The sequence below is a fragment of the Synechococcus sp. TAK9802 genome, assembly GCF_014279535.1.
Classification (GTDB): Bacteria; Cyanobacteriota; Cyanobacteriia; order PCC-6307; family Cyanobiaceae; genus Parasynechococcus.
Map to the genome: position 1 here is coordinate 683816 of NZ_CP047937.1, position 20811 is coordinate 704626.

The 20811-nt window shown below is 62.8% G+C and carries 21 protein-coding genes and 1 pseudogene; 9 read left to right on the forward strand and 13 right to left on the reverse strand.

Annotated features, from left to right (window positions below; genetic code table 11):
• Positions 1–26 precede the first annotated feature (26 nt).
• Complete coding sequence (locus tag SynTAK9802_RS03880; RefSeq protein WP_186497376.1) at positions 27–644, reverse strand: DUF938 domain-containing protein; 618 nt, start codon at positions 642–644, stop codon at positions 27–29.
• A 2-nt stretch (positions 645–646) separates the two neighbouring features.
• Positions 647–964 (reverse strand): metalloregulator ArsR/SmtB family transcription factor, encoded by a 318-nt coding sequence (locus SynTAK9802_RS03885; RefSeq protein WP_114987914.1) that lies wholly within the window; start codon positions 962–964, stop codon positions 647–649.
• Between the two features lie 60 nt (positions 965–1024).
• Between SynTAK9802_RS03885 and SynTAK9802_RS03890 the strand changes: the two genes are divergently transcribed.
• The 3 genes from SynTAK9802_RS03890 to SynTAK9802_RS03900 all read left to right on the forward strand — a co-directional run bounded on the left by SynTAK9802_RS03890 (position 1025) and on the right by SynTAK9802_RS03900 (position 3643).
• A complete protein-coding gene (locus SynTAK9802_RS03890; protein WP_186497378.1) occupies positions 1025–2047 on the forward strand; it encodes an ArsJ-associated glyceraldehyde-3-phosphate dehydrogenase in 1023 nt (340 codons plus the stop codon).
• Positions 2044–3297: an organoarsenical effux MFS transporter ArsJ gene (gene arsJ / locus SynTAK9802_RS03895; protein WP_186497380.1), complete on the forward strand. Its 1254-nt coding sequence runs from the start codon at positions 2044–2046 to the stop codon at positions 3295–3297. Before SynTAK9802_RS03890 ends, arsJ begins: the two co-directional genes overlap by 4 nt.
• Positions 3298–3421: 124 nt before the next feature.
• Complete coding sequence (locus SynTAK9802_RS03900; RefSeq protein ID WP_186497382.1) at positions 3422–3643, forward strand: hypothetical protein; 222 nt, start codon at positions 3422–3424, stop codon at positions 3641–3643.
• 32 nt (positions 3644–3675) lie between these two features.
• Here SynTAK9802_RS03900 and SynTAK9802_RS12525 read toward each other — a convergent pair whose 3' ends face one another.
• From SynTAK9802_RS12525 to SynTAK9802_RS03930, 6 genes and pseudogenes are all read right to left on the reverse strand, one after another.
• Positions 3676–4230 carry an efflux RND transporter permease subunit gene (locus tag SynTAK9802_RS12525; RefSeq protein WP_370586388.1) on the reverse strand — a complete coding sequence of 185 codons (555 nt, stop codon included), beginning with the start codon at positions 4228–4230 and terminating at the stop codon, positions 3676–3678.
• A gap of 30 nt (positions 4231–4260) precedes the next feature.
• Positions 4261–4383, reverse strand: a pseudogene (locus tag SynTAK9802_RS12760) (S4 domain-containing protein); the annotation flags it as partial.
• On the reverse strand, positions 4380–5522 hold the full coding sequence (locus tag SynTAK9802_RS03915; protein WP_186497384.1) for a cell wall metabolism sensor histidine kinase WalK: 1143 nt from the start codon (positions 5520–5522) through the stop codon (positions 4380–4382). The gene SynTAK9802_RS03915 and the pseudogene SynTAK9802_RS12760, both read right to left, overlap by 4 nt.
• A 7-nt stretch (positions 5523–5529) precedes the next feature.
• Entirely contained in the window at positions 5530–6258 is a 729-nt protein-coding gene (locus tag SynTAK9802_RS03920) for a response regulator transcription factor (RefSeq protein WP_186497385.1), read from the reverse strand.
• 121 nt (positions 6259–6379) lie between these two features.
• Entirely contained in the window at positions 6380–6799 is a 420-nt protein-coding gene (locus tag SynTAK9802_RS03925; protein WP_186497386.1) for a hypothetical protein, read from the reverse strand.
• A gap of 71 nt (positions 6800–6870) precedes the next feature.
• Positions 6871–8520, reverse strand: coding sequence for an AarF/ABC1/UbiB kinase family protein (locus SynTAK9802_RS03930; RefSeq protein WP_186497387.1), 1650 nt, complete (start codon positions 8518–8520; stop codon positions 6871–6873).
• Positions 8521–8570: 50 nt separating this feature from the next.
• Between SynTAK9802_RS03930 and SynTAK9802_RS03935 the strand changes: the two genes are divergently transcribed.
• Both SynTAK9802_RS03935 and SynTAK9802_RS03940 read left to right on the forward strand, forming a co-directional pair.
• Complete coding sequence (locus SynTAK9802_RS03935) at positions 8571–9974, forward strand: aminotransferase class I/II-fold pyridoxal phosphate-dependent enzyme (RefSeq protein ID WP_186497388.1); 1404 nt, start codon at positions 8571–8573, stop codon at positions 9972–9974.
• 84 nt (positions 9975–10058) lie between these two features.
• A complete protein-coding gene (locus SynTAK9802_RS03940; protein WP_114987807.1) occupies positions 10059–10925 on the forward strand; it encodes a phosphatidate cytidylyltransferase in 867 nt (288 codons plus the stop codon).
• A 6-nt stretch (positions 10926–10931) separates the two neighbouring features.
• On the opposite strand, the gene SynTAK9802_RS03945 is transcribed toward SynTAK9802_RS03940, so the two are convergent.
• The 5 genes from SynTAK9802_RS03945 to rimI all read right to left on the reverse strand — a co-directional run bounded on the left by SynTAK9802_RS03945 (position 10932) and on the right by rimI (position 16740).
• Positions 10932–11552, reverse strand: coding sequence for a DUF2993 domain-containing protein (locus tag SynTAK9802_RS03945; RefSeq protein WP_186497389.1), 621 nt, complete (start codon positions 11550–11552; stop codon positions 10932–10934).
• On the reverse strand, positions 11545–12411 hold the full coding sequence (locus SynTAK9802_RS03950; RefSeq protein ID WP_186497390.1) for an alpha/beta fold hydrolase: 867 nt from the start codon (positions 12409–12411) through the stop codon (positions 11545–11547). Before SynTAK9802_RS03950 ends, SynTAK9802_RS03945 begins: the two co-directional genes overlap by 8 nt.
• On the reverse strand, positions 12408–13508 hold the full coding sequence (locus tag SynTAK9802_RS03955; protein WP_186497391.1) for an iron-containing alcohol dehydrogenase family protein: 1101 nt from the start codon (positions 13506–13508) through the stop codon (positions 12408–12410). Before SynTAK9802_RS03955 ends, SynTAK9802_RS03950 begins: the two co-directional genes overlap by 4 nt.
• Positions 13508–16048, reverse strand: a complete 2541-nt coding sequence (locus tag SynTAK9802_RS03960; protein ID WP_115082544.1) for an ATP-dependent Clp protease ATP-binding subunit — start codon at positions 16046–16048, stop codon at positions 13508–13510. Before SynTAK9802_RS03960 ends, SynTAK9802_RS03955 begins: the two co-directional genes overlap by 1 nt.
• A 176-nt stretch (positions 16049–16224) precedes the next feature.
• Entirely contained in the window at positions 16225–16740 is a 516-nt protein-coding gene (rimI, locus tag SynTAK9802_RS03965) for a ribosomal protein S18-alanine N-acetyltransferase (RefSeq protein WP_186497393.1), read from the reverse strand.
• 3 nt (positions 16741–16743) lie between these two features.
• Between rimI and lysA the strand changes: the two genes are divergently transcribed.
• Genes lysA through bioB form a run of 4 tightly spaced genes read left to right on the forward strand, consistent with a single transcriptional unit; the run spans position 16744 to position 20747 of the window.
• Complete coding sequence (lysA, locus tag SynTAK9802_RS03970) at positions 16744–18123, forward strand: diaminopimelate decarboxylase (RefSeq protein ID WP_186497394.1); 1380 nt, start codon at positions 16744–16746, stop codon at positions 18121–18123.
• A gap of 22 nt (positions 18124–18145) precedes the next feature.
• Positions 18146–18976, forward strand: a complete 831-nt coding sequence (gene cdaA, locus SynTAK9802_RS03975; RefSeq protein WP_186497396.1) for a diadenylate cyclase CdaA — start codon at positions 18146–18148, stop codon at positions 18974–18976.
• Entirely contained in the window at positions 18973–19755 is a 783-nt protein-coding gene (locus tag SynTAK9802_RS03980; RefSeq protein ID WP_186497398.1) for an isoprenyl transferase, read from the forward strand. The genes cdaA and SynTAK9802_RS03980 overlap by 4 nt, the downstream gene beginning before the upstream one ends.
• Positions 19752–20747, forward strand: coding sequence for a biotin synthase BioB (bioB, locus tag SynTAK9802_RS03985; RefSeq protein ID WP_186497400.1), 996 nt, complete (start codon positions 19752–19754; stop codon positions 20745–20747). The genes SynTAK9802_RS03980 and bioB overlap by 4 nt, the downstream gene beginning before the upstream one ends.
• Positions 20748–20811 lie beyond the last annotated feature (64 nt).

A 20811-nucleotide genomic window follows, 5' to 3' on the forward strand; every position in this document is an offset into this window, starting at 1 on the left:
CCAGACGCTGGCAAGCGAGATGGGGCTCAAGTGCGCTGAAACACCAAAGTCAGATTGTTGGCGGGCATGGAGACCACGTTTTCGGTGTTGAAGCCAGCCTTGGCGGCGATGGCTGTTACGTGATTCAGCTCCCGCAATCCCCATTGGTGGTTGCGTTCTCTCAGGGATTGGTCGAAGGCGGCATTGCTTGCACTGGTGTGAGCACCATTGCGCCTGAATGGGCCATAAATGATCAAGGGGGCGCCGCTGGGCAGCAACAGGGCTGATTCCTCGAGCACGGCATCCGTGCAGCTGGCTGGGCTGATGTGCAGCAGGTTGATGCACACAACAGCCTTCACGGCCCCTTGGAGGTTCTGGGGCAGGGGCCAGGGGCGGTGTTCAACATCGAGGTTGAGTGCTGCTGGCATCACCTGGCTCAGACCCTGGTGCTGGATCCAGGCGTTGATGCTGGCCCGATGGTATGGATCCGGATCGCTGGCCTGCCAGTGCAGATGGGGAAAGCGCTGCTGAAAGCAGACGGCGTGCTCACCACTGCCGCTGGCCAGCTCCAGCACGGCTCCTGAGCCAGGCAAGAGCTGCTTCAGCAGATCTCCGATGGGGCCGCGGTTGCGTTCCGTGGCCGGGAAGAAAAGCCGTTGGTCCATCGTCAGCTCGGGCAGGGGGCAGCGCTCTGGCTGCAGTGGAGGCGCAGTTCGGCCAGCCAGGCTTCCAGGGCTGCCAGGGCGTCCGGTTGCAGGCGGTAGTAGATCCATCGGCCGCTCTGCCGATCCGTCAGCAGCCCCGCCTCTCGCAGCACCCTGAGATGGAACGAGAGCTTCGACTGGGAGAGGTTGAGCTCACCGGTGAGGTCACAGACGCATCGTTCCCCCTGTGCCAGCGCATGGATCACGTCGAGACGGATCGGGTCGGCCAGTGCTTTGAGCAGCTGCCTCGACTGCTCCCTGTTGAGGGTGTTCTGGATCACAAGAGAAGTGTCCCCCGATCTGTTTGGATCAACATAATTTGATTGATCAAAGGAGCTGGTATGCGGATCGGCATCAATGGCTTTGGACGGATTGGTCGCCTGGTGTTCCGGGCCCTCTGGGGACGGCCCGGCATCGAACTGGTGCATGTCAATGATCCCGCTGGCGATGCAGCAACGGCGGCCCACCTGCTGGAGTTCGATTCTGTGCATGGTCGCTGGGATCGTGGCATCACCAGCAGTGCTGATGGATTCAGCGTGGAGGGATCCGCCCTCACCTGGTCCAGCGAGAAGGACCCCACCGCCGTGCCTTGGAGCGATCGGGGGGTGGAGATGGTGCTTGAAGCCAGCGGCAAGATCAAAACGCCGGAGACGCTCAATCCCTATTTCGATCAGCTGGGCCTTAAACGGGTTGTGGTGGCCTGTCCCGTGAAGGGTGTGGTTGCCGGTGAGGACGCGCTCAACATCGTTTACGGGATCAATCACCACCTCTATGAACCGGCGCGCCACAAGTTGGTGACGGCCGCCTCCTGCACCACCAACTGCCTGGCGCCTGTGGTGAAGGTGGTGCACGAGAGCTTCGGCATCGAGCACGGCCTGATCACCACCATTCACGACATCACCAACACCCAGGTGCCGATCGATTCCTTTAAAAGCGACCTGCGCCGGGCGCGCTCCGGGCTCAGCTCACTCATTCCCACCACCACCGGCTCGGCCAAGGCGATCGCGATGATTTTCCCCGAGCTGAAGGGCAAGCTCAACGGTCATGCCATTCGTGTTCCCCTGCTGAATGGATCGCTCACCGATGCGGTGTTCGAGCTCAAGCAGAGCGTCACGGTGGAGCAGGTGAATGCTGCGTTCAAAGCTGCTGCGGAAGGGCCGCTGAAGGGAATCCTGGGTTACGAGGAACGCCCGTTGGTGTCCTGCGATTACACCAACGACAACCGCAGCTCGATTGTCGATGCTCTCTCGACGATGGTTGTTGATGGCAACCAGTTGAAGGTGTTTGCCTGGTACGACAACGAATGGGGCTACAGCTGCCGCATGGCCGATCTCACCTGCCACGTGGTTGGTCTGGACGGATGAAGCTCTCCCCTCTGCAGCAATACGGCATCGTCACCGCCAACTACTGGGCCTTCACGCTCACCGATGGGGCCCTGCGGATGTTGGTGGTGTTCCACTTCCATCAGCTCGGCTACACCACCCTCGAGATCGCCTCCCTGTTTCTCTTTTATGAGCTGTTTGGGGTTCTCACCAACCTGTACGGCGGTTGGATCGGTGCCCGCTATGGGCTTCGGCTAACCCTCTGGGTGGGAACGCTGCTGCAGATTCTTGCGTTGTTGATGCTGATGCCCGTCGCCGCCAGTTGGCCGAAACTGTTGAGCGTGATCTATGTGATGACCGCTCAGGCCATCAGCGGCATCGCCAAAGATCTCAACAAGATGAGCGCCAAGAGTGCCATCAAGACGGTGGTTTCAGAAACGCCGGAGGATCAGCAGCAGGGGCAGCAGCAGCTGTTCAAGTGGGTGGCGATCCTCACGGGATCCAAGAACGCCCTCAAGGGTGTGGGCTTCTTCCTCGGTGGGGTGCTGCTCACTGCCTTTGGCTTCAATGCTGCCGTGGGCTGGATGGCAGCAGGTCTGGCCCTGGCCTTCCTGCTCACGCTGGTGCTGCCCGGGGAGATCGGAAAGATGAAGTCCAAGCCGGCCTTTTCGTCGCTGTTCTCCAAATCCCAGGGCATCAACGTGCTGTCCCTGGCGCGCTTTTTTCTGTTTGGTGCCCGGGATGTTTGGTTCGTGGTGGCCTTGCCCGTGTTCCTTGAGGCCTCCCTGGGCTGGAGTTTCTGGGAGATCGGTGGCTTCCTGGGTCTCTGGGTGATTGGCTACGGCATCGTTCAGGGATCAGCGCCTGGTATGAGACGGCTCTGGGGGCAGACCACATCCCCGGGAGCATCTGCTGTGCAGTTCTGGAGTGCTGTGCTCACCGCCATTCCCGCCCTGATCGCGGTGGCGCTGTGGCGCCAGGTGGATGTGGCGGTCGCCATCACCGCAGGCCTTGCCGCCTTTGGGGTGGTGTTCGCGATGAATTCGTCGATCCACTCCTACATGGTGCTGGCTTACACCGATGCGGAGAGCGTCAGCCTCAATGTGGGTTTCTATTACATGGCCAACGCTGCCGGACGCTTGGTGGGCACGTTGCTCTCGGGGGCTGTGTTCATGCTCGGCCGAACCGAAGCCGCGGGCATGCAGGCCTGCCTCTGGGCTTCATCCCTGCTGGTGTTGTTGTCGTGGTTCAGCAGCCTCAGGCTTCCTGCTGTGCGAAACGCAGCCGGATGAATGCTTGGGTGGTGGATGTTGGGGGCAAACCCTGAATTTCTGTTGAATATCGCCGCATTGGTAGGGATTCAGACACCCACGAGCGTGGATTTTCTGCTGAATAGATGCATTCGCTTCTGATCCCATGCGCGACGAGCCTGGCAGCCCCGATTGTCGTTTGGTGATCGATGCCAAGCGATCCCTGGAGGATGTGCTGCGTTTGATCGCTGATCTGCCCCATACCGACCACATGCGCCGGCAGCTCTTGTCGGTCTACAACCAGCTGGAGGGCATGCACGACCTGGAACGCAGTGGTGGCGCCAATGTGTCGTTTCGTTCGGCCGATTGGAGCTCTGCGGCGAAGTGATGCTTCGTCTGCGGCATTGATGACCAACGAGATCAGCTGATCGGTTTGAACAGATGCAGTTCGAGGTTTTTCACCAACACATACACAGGGGGCACGACGCCCAGCGACAACACTGTCGCGACCACCAAGCCTCCAAAGATCACGGTGCCAAGCGACTGCTGGCTGTGAGCGCCGGCGCCATTGGCCAACACCAGCGGCAGGAAGCCCGCCAGGGCAGCGATCGCGGTCATCAGGATCGGCCGCAGTCGTGATTCGGCGGACTGCACCGCAGCTTCTGTGATGCTCAGACCTTGCTCGAGTTTCTGCTCGGCCACCTCCACGATCAGGATGCCGTTCTTGGCGGCGAGGCCGATCACGGTCACAAGGCCAACTTGGGCATAGATGTTCAGATCGGTGAGCAGAAGCGCACCATGGCTGTCGGCATCCAGACGGCCAACGGGGTGAAGACCAGCCCGATGCTGCGGGGGAAGCAGGTCCAGCACCGTGCGGCGACCCTGCGGGTCATCGCAGCTGCAGATCACCCCCACCGGCTTGTTGATCAGCAGCACCCGCGCCACACCACGGGACGGCAACGGCTGACCATCCACATGAATCGTCTGCTGCTGTGGATCGGCCTGGTCGCCAACGCGGGCGACCTGTCCATCCACCGTCACGCGGCCGGCCTGCAGCCATTCCTCAGCCCGGCGCCTGGAGCAGAGGCCGGCAGCAGCGATCAGTTTCTGCAGGCGTTGGCGCGTCATTGCAGGGGTTCCCTGGGCAGGAGCAGATCCATGCAGGCTCCACCGGCGGGATGGTTGCGAGCTTCGATGCGACCGCCATGGTTGACGGCGATCTGCTGCACGATCGCCAGGCCCAGGCCACTGCCGCTGCGGTTGGAGCGGGTGCGGGAGGGATCCCCCCGGTAGAAGCGTTGAAACATGCGCGTGAGATCGGCCTCACTCAAGCCAGGGCCATGGTCACGAATGCTGAGCAACCACCAGCCGCCGCTCTGGCGGACGGACACGTCGATGCTGCTCTGATCAGGGGAGTAGCGCAGGGCATTGTCGAGAAGGTTGAGCACCGCATGGTGCAACCGGCGCTGATCACCACTCAGGGGGCCTGATTCGCTGCGGTCCAGCTGCAGCGTCACCCGCCGTTCCTCCGCGATCGGGCCAATGGATCCCCAGGCGCTGTCCACCAGATCCTCCAGGGTGAGGGGCACATGCTCGCTGTCGTCCTGCGGCAGGCTGTTTTCCAACCGCGACAGCTCCAGCAGGTCTTCCACCAGCAGCTGAAGACGCCGGAGTTCCTTCTGCAGCCGTTGCACCAGAGCCGTGTCGTCTTCCTTGACGGCCAGTTCCAGCCGATCGCTCACCAGCATCAGGGCGGTGAGGGGGGTCTTGAGCTCATGGGCCACATCACTCACCCAGCGTTCCTGCTGCTGTTGCTGGGCTTCGAGGGACTGACGGCTGTGGATCAGCACCAGCCAGCATTCGTCACTGCCCGGCAGAACAACCGCCTCCAGCGGGGTCCCCTGTTGATCCCATTCACAACGTTTGGGACGCAGCTGATAGCGGCTGCTGAAGATCAACTCCTCCAAGACAGGAATGTCGAGGGCATCCCGGAGCTTCATGCCACGAACCAGGCGATTGGAGGGGATGTGCAGCAGCCGTTCAGCCCGGTCGTTGATGTAGGCGATGGAGTGATCCGGGGCCAGGATCAACCAGCCCTGGGTGGCCGCATCAATCCAGGCCAGCAGCTGGGGAGCGTTCAAGACGATGGAGCGCTCCTTGGACGTTCGCTTCGACGTTCGCTTGGACGCCAGAACACGGCGACGACGCTCCAGCAGAAGCGTGATCCCGATGCCAGCTGCAAAGCCGAGTGCGGCAGAGATCACCACAGCACCCTCAGCCGAAGCGATACCCGAAACCGCGAACCGTACGGATCAACTGAGGCGATGAGGGCTCCTGCTCAACCTTTTCCCGCAGCCAGCGGATGTGAACATCCACGGTTTTGGTGTCACCGATGAAGTCGACACCCCAGATTTTCTCCAGCAGCTGATCGCGACTCCAGACGCGCTTGGGGTTCTGAATGAACAGCTCGAGGATCTTGTATTCCTTGGGGGAGAGGGTCAGATCCGTGCCATCCCGGGTGACCCTGCATTCACTGGGATACAGGCACAGGTTGGCGTGAGTGAAGGAATGGGGTTGGGAGGGCGACGTCTCCGATTGAGTGGATCGCCGCAGCAAGGCCCTGCATCGGGCAACCAGCTCGCGCAGCCCGAAGGGTTTGACCAGGTAATCGTCGGCGCCCACCTCAAGCCCCAGCACCCGATCGGTCTCACTGTCACGGGCGCTGATCACCAGGATCGGGGTGGTGTTGTTGATGCGTCGGAGCTCGCGGCAAAGGTCAAGCCCCCCCAACCCGGGGAGCATCAGATCGAGCACAATCAGATCCACCGGATCTGAAGTTTCAGCGGTGATCAAATTGAGGGCTGAGGCGCCATCGGCGCAGGTTTGCACCTCAAAACCTTCCGCGCGCAGGGCCTCTCCGACTGTTTCCCGAATGCTGTCGTCGTCTTCCACCACGAGGAGACGACGGGTGGAGACAGCCGCAGACAGGGTTGTCACGTCCATGAGGCGGGAGCGCTTCCATTCTGACCGAGGACTAAACCCGACAAAGCAGAACAGCGGCTTCGCTTAAGGGCCAAGACCCCAGAGGGACAGGTCCGGCGAAACAAAGCTCAGAAGAAAAGGCTCAGAAAAATTCGTCGAAGTTGTCGAAATCAACCGCTTTGAACTTGCCCGCTTCCACCTGCTGCATCAGGCGCTCCAGCTGAGAGAACAAGGCACCACCGGTCAGCAGCGAGAGCAGCAGGGCCACCAGCAGGGCAGCGCCAGAGGCAAACCCGAAGATCTGAAGGCAGCAGCCGATGAACAGGGTCACGCCGATGAGGGTGCCGGCGTAGCTGAGGTTGATCTCCGCAGTCCCCAACGGCAGCAAGGGAAGCCGGTCCTGTTTCCAGCCATCCAGCTTGTTCTGCACCTGACGCCCAAAGGTGAGGCCGCAGAGCACACCCATCAGCAGCCCGATGCCTGCCAGCAGGTAGGGGGGCTGGGGCAGGGTCATCATCTGGAGAAGCTGCTCAAGCTCCTGGGCGCTGATCTCCTCAGGCATCGACGCCGATCTCAAAGAGCTGAGACCTTAGCGGTGAGTTCCACAATCTCGCTGGAGTTGTGATCTCGGGATCACGCTGCCGCCAACGGGTTGAGGCGCTGCAACAGGCCGCCGGCCAGACGTCCTGGGCCAAAGGTGCGTCCGAGCAGGCCGACCAGGGCACGCACGTCGTCGGTGTGCAAACGATCATCACGGATCAGCGTCATCAGCAGACGTTTGCGCAGGTCGGCACCATCTCGGCTGAGCAGCAGCCGCAGGCCGGCTCCGGCCACAGGGATCAGTTCCTTGCCAGGAGCGGGAGCGTCCTGACCCACCACATCCAGCAAGCTTTCCAGCCGATCCAGGCGCAGGCGACCTGATTCATCAAAGATCACCTCCAGCAGCTTCTCGCGCATCTCGCTGGTGTCACCCGCCAACAGTCGACGGGCCACGTAGGGATAGGCCACAGCAATGATTCGGAAGTTCGGATCCAGCCGCAAGGCAAGGCCTTCCTGACTGACGACGGCCCGGATGATCAAGGCGAAGCGCGCCGGAACCCGGAAGGGGTAATCGAACATCAGCTCCGAGAAACGGTCGGTGATCGCCTTGAAGTTGAACGATCCAACCGAGTCGCCGAGACTGCCGCCGAGCACCTCTTCAAGGGCAGGAATGATCGGCGTGAGATCGGCCGTGGGGCTGAGAAACCCGAGGGATTGGAAGTCCTTGGCCAACCCGGAGAAGTCACGGTTGATCAGGTGCACCACAGCACCGGTGAGGGTGAGCCGGTCGCTGTCGCTGATGGAATCCATCATCCCGAAGTCGACATACCCCACATGGCCAAGATCGCCGGTGCGACCCGGCAGGGCGAAGAGGTTGCCGGGGTGGGGGTCGGCGTGGAAATAGCCGAACTCCAGGAGTTGCTGCAGGCCGCAGATCACGCCGGTGCGGATCAACGCCGTTGGGTCAAGACGCTGGGAACGCAGCTCTTCGCTGTCGCGCATCTTGGCGCCATCGATCCAGGTGGTGGTGAGCACCCGGGTGGAGCTGAGCATCCGCTCCACCTTCGGGATGTAGACCGCATCGTTGTCTGCAAAAAGCGCCGAAAACCGCTCGGCATTGGCCGCTTCCAGGCCGTAATCGATCTCCTCGAACAGGCTGCGGCCGAACTCATCAATGATTCCGCCCAGCCCGAAACCGAGGTTGAGCGGCAGCAGCGGCGCCGTCATCACCCCCAAAGCCCGGATCAACACCAGATCCCGCCGCAGTATGAAGGTGAGATTGGGCCGCTGCACCTTCACGGCAACCCAGTGCTGGCCCTGCAGACGGGCCTTGTACACCTGGCCCAGGCTGGCGGCGGCGATCGGCGTGTCGGGAAACTCCTCAAACAATTCCTCTGCCGGCGCACCGAGTTCCTCGCGAATGCAAGCCAGGGCGGTGGCATGGGGGAAGGCCGGCAGATCGTCCTGCAGGCGTGTCAGTTCCTCCAGCCAGTCCCGACGCACCAGATCAGGTCGGGTGGAGAGGGCCTGTCCCAGCTTGATGAAGCAGGGCCCCAGACCCGTCAGGGTGTTGAGAATGCGACGCGCCAGCCCCTGCTGAACGGCGGGGTCATTGCTGCCTCCGCGCAGCAGCAGCACCAGCACCAGCCCCGCCAGGGACCACAGCACCTGAACAAGGCGCGGAATGGCGACCCAGGGACGCAGCAGCAGCCAGCCGAGATCCCGCCCGGGGTCGTAACGCATCGCATCGCGCTGAGTACAGAGAGAGACTTTAAGGAGATCAGGGGGATTTGATGGCGCTTCTGCCCCAGCTCACCCGTCGCCTCGGTCAGCCCCTGTTTCTGCCGGCCCACGGACGGGGGGCTGCCCTTCCGGATGGACTGCGTCAATTGCTGCGACGCCGCGCCGGCGTCTGGGACCTGCCGGAACTACCAGCCCTTGGCGGTCCGCTGGAGGCGGACGGCGCCATCGCAGACAGCCAACGCTCCGCCGCGGCAGCGATGGGGGTGGCGCGCTGCTGGTACGGGGTGAACGGGGCCACGGGGTTGCTGCAGGCCGCACTGCTGGCCATGGTCCGGCCCGGAGAGCGGGTGCTGCTGCCCCGCAACGTGCATCGCAGCCTGATTCAGGCCTGCGTTCTTGGGGACCTGCGGCCGGTGCTGTTCGATCTCCCCTTTCAAAGCGACCGGGGCCAGCCGGCACCGGCGGATTCGGCCTGGATCGAACGGGTGATTCAGGCCCTACCCCGCGATGGAGCCCCCATCCGTGCTGCAGTTCTGGTGCATCCCACCTACCAGGGCTATGCCAATGACCCAACGGCAGTAATTCAGCGGCTGCAGCAACAGGGCTGTTGCGTGCTGGTGGATGAAGCCCACGGCTGTCATTTCGCCGCTGGGGTGGACCATCCCCTCCCCCCCAGCTCTCTGCACTGCGGCGCTGATCTGGTGGTGCATTCCCTACAGAAGTCAGCTGCAGCACTGGCGCAAACGGCGGTGCTCTGGCTGCAGGGGGAGCGTCTGGATCCCGTGCGCGTGGAACGCAGCCTGGGCCTGCTGCAAACCACCAGCCCCAGTGCGCTGCTGCTGGCCTCCTGCGAAGAAGCCCTTCAACACTGGCAACGACGCAAGGGACGCCGTCAGTTGCTGCAGCGTCTGCAGGAGGCTGAAGCGCTCGCCGATGACCTGCGCCACAGCGGCGTGCCACTGCTGAGCAACCAGGATCCGCTGCGCCTGATCCTGCACACGGGGCAGGAGGGCATCACCGGCCTGGAGGCCGACGATTGGTTCCTCCCCCGCGGGTTGGTGGGCGAATTACCGGAGCCAGCCAGCCTCACCCTCTGCCTGGGGCTGGCACACCACCGAGGGCTGGGGCGTCAGCTGCAGCATCACTGGCAAAACCTGCTGCGGCACTTCCCCGATCGCCCTTCCTTGCCAACCTTCGAAGCCCCACCGCTTCCGCTGGTCACCTCCACAGCGCAGTCACCGACCCAGGCCTGGACGGCGGAGCATCAAGAGGTGGCGTTGAAGGATGCGGAGGGGTGCATCGCGGCTGAATTGCTATGCCCTTACCCACCGGGCATCCCCCTGCTGATTCCCGGCGAACGCCTCGATCGCCAGCGGCAGCGCTGGCTTGAACGCCAGCAACTGTTCTGGGGAGACCAGATCCCAGACGCACTGACTGTGGTGAGTGGGGGCTGAGCTGGGACAGCAAAGGTGGCCTCAAGCCTCGAGATCACGGCCAACAGCGATTGATAGTGTGAATCAAGGACGCCTCCAATCAGCGTGATCCGTGAGGTTGTCCTCGATCAGAGCCAAGCACCAGCGGCCCGAGCAGCCCTGCGCAAGCGGTTGATCAGTGGCATCGGTGTGGGGGGCTTTGGCCTGCTTGTCGTGAGCCTGGGGGGCTGGTGGTTCACCGCCGCGCTGGGGGGAATGGTGCACCTTGGCCTGCTGGAGTTCTTCCGGATGGCGCAATTCAAGGGAATTCGCCCCGCCACCAAAACCACCCTGGTGGCCTGCCAACTGCTGCTGTTCACCACCCAGTGGGCGATCCAGGGCGGGCTGCCGGCTGATGTAGCCCACGCTGTTCTGCCGCTCTCTGGAGCCGCCATCTGCGGTTGGCTGCTGCTGCAACCGGTGACGGGGTCCATCGCCGACATTGCGGCATCGATCTTCGGGCTGTTCTATCTGGGTTTTTTGCCCAGCCACTGGTTGAGTCTGCGCGGTTTGGACAACGGTCTGGAGATCACCCTGTCGGCCTGCCTGATGATCGTGGCCACCGACATCGGCTCCTGGGCCGTGGGACGGCGTTACGGGCGACGGCCCCTCTCACCGATCTCCCCAGGGAAAACCATCGAGGGGGCGATCGGGGGATTCATCTCGGCCATGCTGATCGGCCTGATCTGCGGCCAGCTGATGGGCTGGGCGCTGCATGGCCTGCCGGGCCTGCTGCTGGGGGCGCTGATCGCTCTGTTCGCCCTGGTGGGAGACCTGACGGAATCGATGATGAAACGCGATGCAGGCGTGAAGGACTCCGGTGACGTGCTGCCCGGCCATGGCGGGATCCTGGACCGGATCGACAGCTATCTGTTCACCCCAGCGGTGGTCTTTTACGCGATCGCTTTGTGCCAACCACTGTTGGCTCCATAAGCAGCGCTATGGGGTGACGCTGGCCTGGCCTTTGAGGGCCAGCTGGCCACCCGCCAGCTGCACCTGCTCGATTCGAATGGCGGGGTCCATCGGCAGCAAGGTGCGCGGTTCATCGGCGGTCTCCGGCCGGAAGCACAGTGTTCCCTGCTCCGCATTAAGGCGGAAGCGACGGCGAACAGGGTCTTGATGGGCCGCGACGGGCACCTGCAACTCGAGCAGATCCACGTCAATGCGCAGCGCCCCCAACGGGCTGAGCCCCATCAGCTGTTCAGCCATCCAGTCCCCGAGCCAGCGCCAGGGTTCGGCCAGCAACGCGCTGTTGAGCTGACGGCCGTTGAAACTCACCTCGCCCGCCACCTGGAACGGCTGCTTCAGGGCCAGCATCTGACCGGGACTGAGCAGCTTCATGTCCACCGCAATCGGACCGCTGCGCAACTCAACATGCTGCAAAGGCAGCTCCTGGAAACAGGCATCCCTCGCCGTGAGGGTCACACCATCCAGACGCCCCCGCAGCAATGACCAGCTAGAGCCGTTCAGGGCCAGTTCGAGGCTGCCGATGCTGTCGCATTGGCTGCGAATCCACAGGCGCAGGGCCCCTGCCAGCACATTGAGAACAGGATCAGCCATGGTTCAACAGCGCCTGACACCGCTCAGCCACCTTGCGGGGCTGATCGATATGGGGGAGATGGCCGCAGGAGGGGAAGGTCTCCACCGGCTGATCCAGCAAAGCCTGAAGCGCCTGCTTCTGCGGAGCACGCAGAATCCGATCGTTGTCACCCCAGATCACGTGCAGTGATTGAGAGGGGAGTGGAACCCCACATCCGGCGAAACCACCACTGCGGGCGAAGGCCGCCAAGGCCTCCGCCCAGCCGGGGCATTGCAGGTGCAACGAGGCGATTTGCTCTTCCGGAGCACCCACATCCGCATCGGGATCAGCGAAAGCCTGGCGACACAGCCCCCGCCGCACACCAGGACGCCCCAGGAACCAGGCACCAAAACGATCCAACAGGGGCGGGACTGGCATCGGACGCCCCGTGAGACCGGCAGGAGCCAGCAGCAGCAGAGAAGTCACACGCTCGGGATGACGCCGGGCCAGCTCCACGGCTACTGACCCTCCCATGGAGGCCCCGATCAGGCTCAGGGGAGCGTCTGTGGGGAGCCGCTCCAGCAGGGCATCGAGATGCCGCAACACAGCCTCTGGCCCGTAGGTCAGGCCCCGGGGACGCGGCGAAAAACCAAAACCGAACAGGTCGGGGATGAACAGCTGAAAGCGATCGGCCAGGAGGGGAGCCAGGCGCCGGTATTCGAGAAAACTGCTGTCGAAACCATGCAGCAACAACAACGGAGCGCCCTGGCCAAGGACCGCCACCGGGAACGAATCATCCACACCCAGACCTGGCAACGTCCACCACTGCACCTCAGCGGCCAGGGACTCGGCCTGCGGGTCAAGCAGAGCCGGCCGCAATTGATCCAGAAGCGTCTTCAAAGGCTGCTGGGGCTGAGTTCGGCAGCGCCCACAAGGGCCTCCAGCAAAGCACCAGGCGTCACAGCGAAAGGCAAATGATGCAGATCGGAACCATCACGGCAGGCGAAGCGACACACCTCGTGCAACTCACTGAGGCTGGCCTGCGCCAGACCCAAATCATCAAGGCTGACGGGCAAACCAAGCTGCCGCAGCAGCGGCAACAGCTGGCGGTGCGCCTGGCCTGCAAGCCGGTTGCCGCCCAGACGTTCCTCCAGGCGAAGCTGCACAAGAATTCCGAAGCCCACCTTCTCGCCATGCAGAACGTGGTGACAGGCCTGCAGCTGGGTAAGGCCGTTGTGAACGGCATGGGCCGCAACAGTGCGGCAACGGGCACCGCCCAATCCCCCCATCACACCAGCAGTGAGAGCACAGGCTTCGGCGGTGCGCACCCAGGCTTCGCTGTCTGGATCCTTCAGCGCTGTGAGGCTGTCTATCAGCAATTGATCCCGCAGCACCCGTGCCATCTGCACGGCCTGCTGCACCAGACCATCGCTGCTGTCGCCGCTGCTCACTGAGGCTTCGTACCACTTGGCAAGGGCATCAGCGACACCACTGGCCAGCGTGCGGGGTGGGGCCTGGCGCACCAGGCCGTGATCGAAGACAAGAAGATCGGGGCAGCGATTGAGGGCCACATCCCCTTCGAAAGCACCCTGAGAGGAATAAATGTTGGAGAGAGCCGTCCAGCCGGCGCAGGTGGAGGCGCTCAGTGGAACGGTGATGCAAGGCAGGGAAAGGCGATGGGCCAGCAACTTGCCGGCGTCCAGCACTTTTCCGCCCCCCGCGGCCAAAACGGCGTCAGAGCCCTGGGCTTCCGCAGCCACCCTCTGGAGATCCAGCTCACAGCAGTCGAACTGAAGCTGAGCCTGATGAGGTTGGAGCCCCTGGGCCTGGAGATCGGACGCCAAACGCTGACGCTGATCCGCAGTGGAAGCACTTCGACCCAGCACCAGCGGGCGTGAGCAGAGGGATTTGATCTGAGGCAAGGCCTCATCCCAGGCTCCATCCCCCCGCAAGACGTTGGCGGGGGCAATGGAGTGGGACGAGATGGATCGAACCATCAGACGCTGGCGCCGGCAAGTTGCGGTGCCGTGTCCACCTGACCTTTGTGGCGGACCACCACCTTCTTGTTCTCATCGACATCAACTTCGGCGTGGTCGCCGTCCTTGATCCGACCCGACAGCACCTCTTCGGCGAGGGAATCCTCGAGAAGACGCATGACGGCCCGACGCAGCGGACGTGCGCCATAGGCAGGGTTGTAGCCCTCCTCCACCAGGCGCTCCTTGAACGCATCGGACACGGTGAGGGTGATGCCCTTCTCGCCCATGCGGCCAAAGACCTCCTTGAGCATGATCTCGGCGATCTCTTTGACCTCGTCGCGGTTGAGCTGGCGGAAGACGATGATTTCGTCGAGACGGTTGAGGAATTCAGGCCGGAAGTACTGCTTGAGCTCCTCATTCACCAGGGAACGGATCCGGGTGTACTGAGACTCCTCAGCGCTTTCACCGGAGAACTCGAAGCCGAGGCCGCCGCCACCCTTCTCGATCACCTTCGAACCGATGTTCGAGGTCATGATGATCAGGGTGTTCTTGAAGTCGACCGTGCGGCCCTTGGAATCGGTCAGACGACCATCTTCCAGAAGCTGCAGCAGCAGGTTGAACACATCGGGGTGCGCCTTTTCGATTTCGTCGAAGAGCACCACGGTGTAAGGCCGGCGACGCACCGCCTCGGTGAGCTGACCGCCTTCGTTGAAGCCCACATAGCCCGGAGGCGAGCCGATCAGCTTGCTGACCGTGTGGCGCTCCATGAATTCCGACATGTCGAGGCGGATCATCGCCTCTTCGCTGCCGAAGAAGTAGGTGGCCAGAGCTTTGGTGAGCTCGGTTTTACCCACACCGGTGGGGCCGGAGAAAATGAAGCTGGCGATCGGGCGGTTGGGGTTCTTCAAACCGACCCGAGCACGGCGGATGGCCTTGGACACCGCCTTGACGGCTTCGTCCTGACCGATCAGGCGCTTGTGAAGGGTTTCCTCCATGTTGAGCAGCTTGACCGACTCGCTTTCGGTGAGCTTCTGCACCGGAACACCGGTCCAGGAGGCGACGATCTGGGCGATGTCCTCCTCGTTCACCATCGGTGAGCTATCTGAAGCAGGCGCTTCAGTTGCAGCTGTTTCACCGGATTCGGAGGTTGCGTCAGCCTTGACCTCGTCCTTGTTGGCCTGAAGCAGAGAACGAATCTGCTCCCGCAGTTCCACTTCCTTCTCGCGCAGTTCACCGGCCTTGGTGAAGTCCTGATCGCGAACGGCATCTTCCTTTTCCTTTTGGACGGAACGCAGTTCCTTGTCCACTTCCTTGGCCGCGGGGGGCAGCTTCGAATTGAGCAGACGCACGCGGGAACCGGCTTCATCGATCAGGTCGATCGCCTTGTCGGGCAGGAAGCGATCCGAGATGTAGCGATCTCCGAGGGTTGCAGCTGCCACAAGGGCGTCGTCGGTGATCTTGAGGCGGTGGTGCTGCTCGTAACGCTCGCGCAGGCCACGCAGGATTTCGATGGTGTCGTCGATGGACGGCTCGCCCACATTCACCGGCTGGAAACGGCGCTCCAGGGCGGCGTCCCGTTCGATGTGCTTGCGGTACTCATCGAGGGTGGTAGCACCGATGCACTGCAGCTCACCGCGGGCGAGGGCCGGCTTGAGGATGTTGGCGGCGTCGATCGCCCCCTCAGCAGCACCGGCACCGATCAGGGTGTGCACCTCGTCGATCACAAGGATCACGTTTCCGGCCGCCTTGATCTCCTCCATGATCTTCTTGAGGCGCTCTTCGAACTCACCTCGGTACTTGGTGCCGGCCACCAGCAGACCGATATCCAGGGTCAGGACGCGCTTGTCTTCAAGGATGTCGGGAATGTCGCCCTGCTGAATGCGCTGGGCCAGACCTTCAGCGATGGCGGTCTTACCGACACCGGGCTCGCCGATCAGAACGGGATTGTTCTTGGTGCGGCGACCCAGGATCTGGATGACGCGGTCGATTTCGTTGTGACGACCCACCACCGGGTCGAGCTTGGCTTCGGTGGCGAGCTGGGTGAGGTTGTTGCCGAACTCGTCGAGGGTGGGGGTTTTGGTGGATCCCTTGGCACCGCCGCCACCGCCGCCGGCGGAGACTTCAGCGGTTTCACCGAGCATGCGGATCACCTGGGTGCGCACCTTGGCCAGGTCGACGCCAAGATTCTCCAGCACACGGGCAGCAACACCTTCGCCCTCACGGATCAGTCCGAGCAGCAGGTGCTCTGTGCCGATGTAATTGTGACCGAGCTGACGGGCCTCTTCCAGAGACAGCTCCAGGACGCGCTTGGCGCGTGGTGTGAAGGGGATCTCAACGGCGACAAAGCCGGATCCACGGCCGATGATTTTCTCAACTTCAACCCGGGCATCCTTGAGGTTCACCCCCATGGACTTGAGCACCTTGGCTGCAACCCCAGTTCCCTCGCCAATCAGGCCGAGGAGGATTTGTTCGGTGCCAACGAAGTTGTGACCAAGTCTGCGGGCCTCTTCCTGGGCCAGCATGATCACCTTGATGGCCTTCTCGGTGAAGCGTTCAAACATCGCTGGGCCAATGCAGTGATGTGACCAAGCTATCAGGGTTGAGGGACTGCTGCGAGTGTTCGGTTTGTTCGGTCACTTTCCAGTCTGAGACTGGCCTGAAGCGCACAAAAAATAACAATGAATCCCACAAGATTCACCGCTTTTTTTGTCTCCCAGGGACGGGAAACCGAACAACTTCAAGCCGCCGACGTGGACGACGGCGCTGACGGGATGCGACACCACTGAATGAGGGCGTCGCGACCGTCTGAGTAGTACCCGGAACGAGTGCCTGCGGTGCGGAAACCGGCTTTGGCGTAAAGCGCCAGAGCGGCAACGTTGTCGCTGGCCACCTCGAGGGTGGCGTGCACGGCACCGTGCTGTCGTGCCCGTTGCAACAGTGCTTTCAAAAGCACACCTCCATGGCCGCTGCGACGCCTGTCGGGATCCACAGCCACCGCCGTGATGTGCAGTTCATCGGCCACCATCCAGCCGCAAGCCACCCCCAATAGGGCATCGGCCTGCACAAGACCGATGCAGAGGCGCCGGGGGTCGTCCAGCTCACGCCGCCATTGCTCTGCGGTCCAGAGACCGTTGAGCGCCCGTTGATCCAGTTCCAGACAGGCTTGCTGCCAGGACGGGTCAAGACGCAGGATCTGCGCAGTCGGTTCGCCCCCTGCAGGGTCGATTCCTAGATTGCCGTTCGACGCCGCCACTCCGTGACCCCAACCATCACCAGTCAACGGCCCTTCGAGGCCAACCGGGATGCGGAGAGCCCCAATCGCAACCTGACCCCGATCACCACAGAACTCGACGACACCGACCGTCTTGTTGTGGGCGGGTGTCGTCTCAGCGACCTGGCCGAGCGTTACGGCACACCGTTGTATGTGCTGGACGAAGCCACCGTTCGGTCCACATGCGGGGCCTACCGCCAGGCCCTGGAGAAGCATTACGCCGGGCCATCCCTGCCGATCTACGCCTCCAAGGCCAACAGCTCCCTGGTGATGAGCAGCCTGGCGGCCTCCGAGGGGCTGGGTCTGGATGCGGTGTCAGCCGGTGAACTGCTGACCGCACTGCGTGGGGGAATGCCCGGAGAGCGGATGGTGCTGCACGGCAACAACAAATCCGACGATGAGCTGCTGCTCGCGTACGCCAACAAGGTGACGATCGTTGTGGACAACCAGCACGATCTCGATCGCCTCGCCGAACTGGTGCCCGCTGGAGCCGAACCGGCTCGCCTGATGCTGCGCTTCACCCCAGGCATCGAGTGCCACACGCACGAATACATCCGCACCGGTCACCTGGACAGCAAGTTCGGCTTCGATCCCGACCAGGTGGAACCCGTGCTGCGCAGCCTGGTGGGACAGCCCTGGGCCCAACTCACCGGGCTGCACGCCCACATCGGATCCCAGATTTTTGAGCTCGAGCCCCACCGGGATCTGGCGGCGGTGATGGCCGACAAGCTGAAACTGGCCCGTGACCTGGGCCATCCCGTGAGCGACCTCAACGTGGGCGGCGGCCTGGGGATTCGCTACGTGGAGTCAGACGACCCCCCGAGCATTGAGCAGTGGATCCAGGTGGTGGCCGAAGCCGTCACCAGCGCTTGCCAGCAACGGGGACTCGAGTTGCCGCGGTTGATGTGCGAACCGGGCCGTTCCCTGGTGGCGACCGCCGGCGTCACCCTCTACTCGGTGGGCTCGCGCAAAACGATCCCGAACGTGCGCACCTACGTGGCCATCGACGGTGGCATGAGCGACAACCCTCGCCCGATCACCTACCAGTCGCTCTACACCTGCTGCCTGGCCGATCGCCCCCTGGCCAAGCCAGACGAAAGCGTGAACCTGGTGGGCAAGCACTGCGAATCCGGCGATGTGCTGTTGAAGGACCTGCCCCTGCCCACCACCGAGAGCGGTGACATCGTCGCCGTGTTTGCCACCGGTGCCTACAACGCCTCGATGAGTTCGAACTACAACCGGATCCCGAGGCCCGCTGCCGTTCTGGTGCACGACGGAGCAGCTGAACTGGTGCAGAAGCGGGAGCAGCCGGATGACCTGCTGCGCTACGACGTTTTGCCAGAACGATTCAACGCGTTACGCTGACAGCATTGATGAGAAGGGCGGAGTGAACGTGTTGGCGGTGGTGGATCCGCGCCTGGTGCTCGACGTTCTCTTCGCCTCTTCCATCGGCTTTCTGCTTTTTTCTCGCGTCAACGAGCAGCGCACCCTCTGGCTGCTCCGGGGATGGTTGTTTCTTGTGGCGATGGCCTGGTTCGTCCAGCGCTTCGCCAACCTGCCCTTAACCACAAAGCTGGTGGACGCGCTCGTCATGGCCTGTTCGCTCTCCCTGGCCATCCTTTGGCAAGGGGAGCTGCGGCGACTGATGGAACTGCTGGGCACCGGCCGTCTGGCCGTGTTGCTGGGCAATCCCCAAAAAGAGTTCAGCGCTTCGGCAGGCACCGTCAGCCAGATCACCGAGGCAGCAGGCCGGCTGTCGCAGTTGCGGCGTGGGGCCCTGATTGTGGTGGACCTGGGAAGCGACCTGAGGCCTGAGGACTTTCTCAATCCGGGCATCCCCATTGGTGCTGTGCTGAGTCGCGAGCTGATTCTCAACCTATTCGCCGCCGACACCCCCCTCCACGACGGTGCCGTGCTGGTGCGGGGCAATCGCATCGAGTCGGCGGGGGTGATTCTTCCCCTCTCCAGGGACAGCGTGAGCCGTTTCGGCACCCGCCATCTGGCGGCCCTGGGAATTACCGAACGCTTCGATCGCTGCATCTGCATCGTTGTGTCGGAAGAAACCGGCACGCTGTCTCTGGCGAACCAGGGCAAGCTGGAACGACCGATCACCAGTTCCCGACTCCAGGAATTGCTCAGGGAGCTGTTCAGTACCGCCGAATCGATGCCGCCAGCACGACGTACGGTGGGTAGCGCCCCGTCTGAATCGCTGTCTTGAGCCGCCCTCCGGCCACCAGCAATGACACGGCAGATTGTTCGCTTCTGCCTGCAGACCTCGACCAGGGTCGGCTCCCGAAGCATGTGGCCCTGATCATGGATGGCAACGGTCGCTGGGCCAAATCCCGCGGCTTGCCCCGCGTGATGGGTCATCGGGCTGGGGTTGAAGCTCTGAAAGCCACCCTGAGACTGTGCAGCGACTGGGGGATCCAAGCCCTCACGGCCTACGCCTTCTCCACGGAGAACTGGTCGCGCCCAGGGGAGGAAGTGAACTTCCTGATGACCCTGTTCGAACGGGTGTTGCAAGCCGAACTGCAAGCCCTCGAGGCCGAACAGGTGCGGATTCGCTTTCTCGGCGATCTGAAGGCCCTGCCCCAGAAACTGCAGGAACTGATTGCCAATGCCACGGCCCGGACGGAGGGCAACAACGGCATCCACTTCAACGTGTGCACCAATTACGGCGGACGGCGAGAGCTGGTGCAAGCCGCGCAGCATCTGGCCCGACGTGCTGCTGCCGGGGAGCTGGACCCTGACAACATTGACGAAAACAGCATCGCCGCGGAACTGTTCACAGCTGGCGAACAGGATCCCGATCTGTTGATCCGCACCAGTGGAGAACACCGCCTCAGCAATTTCCTGCTCTGGCAGCTGGCCTACGCCGAGATTCACGTCACCGATGTGCTCTGGCCCGACTTCAATGCCAAAGCGTTGAAAGCCGCCTTGCTCGATTTCCAGTCTCGCCGTCGCCGCTTCGGCGGTCTTGATCCGATCCGCCCATGACCCTCAGCATCCGCCACGACTGGACCACCGAGGAGATCCAGACCCTGCTGGAACTTCCCTTGATGGAGCTGCTCTGGCAGGCCCAAGCCGTGCATCGAGAAGTCAACCCGGGCTACCGGGTGCAGCTGGCCTCGCTGCTGAGCGTGAAAACGGGGGGCTGCGAAGAAGACTGTGCCTACTGCTCCCAGTCGATCCACAACAGCAGTGACGTGACGGCCTTTGAAGCCCAGATGCAGGTGGAGCCGGTGCTTCAGCGGGCCCGGGCCGCCAAGGAAGCCGGTGCTGATCGCTTCTGCATGGGCTGGGCCTGGCGGGAGATCCGCGATGGCGCTCCCTTTGAGGCGATGCTCGAGATGGTGCGAGGGGTGCGCAGCATGGGGATGGAAGCCTGCGTGACCGCGGGGATGCTCACCGACCATCAGGCGGAACGTTTGGCCGAAGCCGGCCTCACGGCTTACAACCACAACCTCGACACCAGCCCCGAGCACTACGACCGGATCATCTCCACCCGCACCTATCAGGAACGGCTGGAAACCCTGCAACGGGTGCGCAGGGCCGGCGTCACCCTCTGCTGCGGCGGCATCATCGGCATGGGTGAAACCCTGCGGGACCGTGCCTCCATGCTGCAGGTGCTGGCCAGCATGAATCCCCATCCCGAAAGCGTTCCGGTGAACGGGCTAGTGGCGGTGGAAGGCACTCCTTTGGAAGAGCAGGCTCCCTTCGAACCGCTCGAGCTGGTGCGGATGGTTGCGACCGCAAGGATCCTGATGCCCCATGCCAGGGTGCGGTTGAGCGCCGGCCGTGAATCGATGAGCCGGGAAGCGCAGATCCTCTGCCTCCAGGCGGGGGCCGATTCGATCTTCTACGGCGATGTACTGCTAACCACCGGCAACCCGGACGTGGAGGCCGACCGCCAACTGCTCGCCGATGCGGGGGTGACCGCCAACTGGCAGGAGGGCGCGGCGGCTCCGGGCAGCTGCTCGCCCCGCTGATCAGCTGCACCCACGTAACGCTCAGCCCAGTGGCACACAGACTGAGCAGGCGCAGGGGTAGACC

What these genes read in the sequence shown, in the direction of transcription:
- SynTAK9802_RS03880 (WP_186497376.1), bottom strand. Translation starts at nt 644, where the DNA reads ATGGACCAACGGCTTTTCTTCCCGGCCACGGAACGCAACCGCGGCCCC.
- SynTAK9802_RS03890 (WP_186497378.1), top strand. Translation starts at nt 1,025, where the DNA reads ATGCGGATCGGCATCAATGGCTTTGGACGGATTGGTCGCCTGGTGTTC.
- arsJ (WP_186497380.1), top strand. Translation starts at nt 2,044, where the DNA reads ATGAAGCTCTCCCCTCTGCAGCAATACGGCATCGTCACCGCCAACTAC.
- SynTAK9802_RS03900 (WP_186497382.1), top strand. Translation starts at nt 3,422, where the DNA reads ATGCGCGACGAGCCTGGCAGCCCCGATTGTCGTTTGGTGATCGATGCC.
- SynTAK9802_RS03920 (WP_186497385.1), bottom strand. Translation starts at nt 6,258, where the DNA reads ATGGACGTGACAACCCTGTCTGCGGCTGTCTCCACCCGTCGTCTCCTC.
- SynTAK9802_RS03925 (WP_186497386.1), bottom strand. Translation starts at nt 6,799, where the DNA reads ATGCCTGAGGAGATCAGCGCCCAGGAGCTTGAGCAGCTTCTCCAGATG.
- SynTAK9802_RS03930 (WP_186497387.1), bottom strand. Translation starts at nt 8,520, where the DNA reads ATGCGTTACGACCCCGGGCGGGATCTCGGCTGGCTGCTGCTGCGTCCC.
- SynTAK9802_RS03935 (WP_186497388.1), top strand. Translation starts at nt 8,571, where the DNA reads ATGGCGCTTCTGCCCCAGCTCACCCGTCGCCTCGGTCAGCCCCTGTTT.
- SynTAK9802_RS03945 (WP_186497389.1), bottom strand. Translation starts at nt 11,552, where the DNA reads ATGGCTGATCCTGTTCTCAATGTGCTGGCAGGGGCCCTGCGCCTGTGG.
- SynTAK9802_RS03955 (WP_186497391.1), bottom strand. Translation starts at nt 13,508, where the DNA reads ATGGTTCGATCCATCTCGTCCCACTCCATTGCCCCCGCCAACGTCTTG.
- SynTAK9802_RS03960 (WP_115082544.1), bottom strand. Translation starts at nt 16,048, where the DNA reads ATGTTTGAACGCTTCACCGAGAAGGCCATCAAGGTGATCATGCTGGCC.
- bioB (WP_186497400.1), top strand. Translation starts at nt 19,752, where the DNA reads ATGACCCTCAGCATCCGCCACGACTGGACCACCGAGGAGATCCAGACC.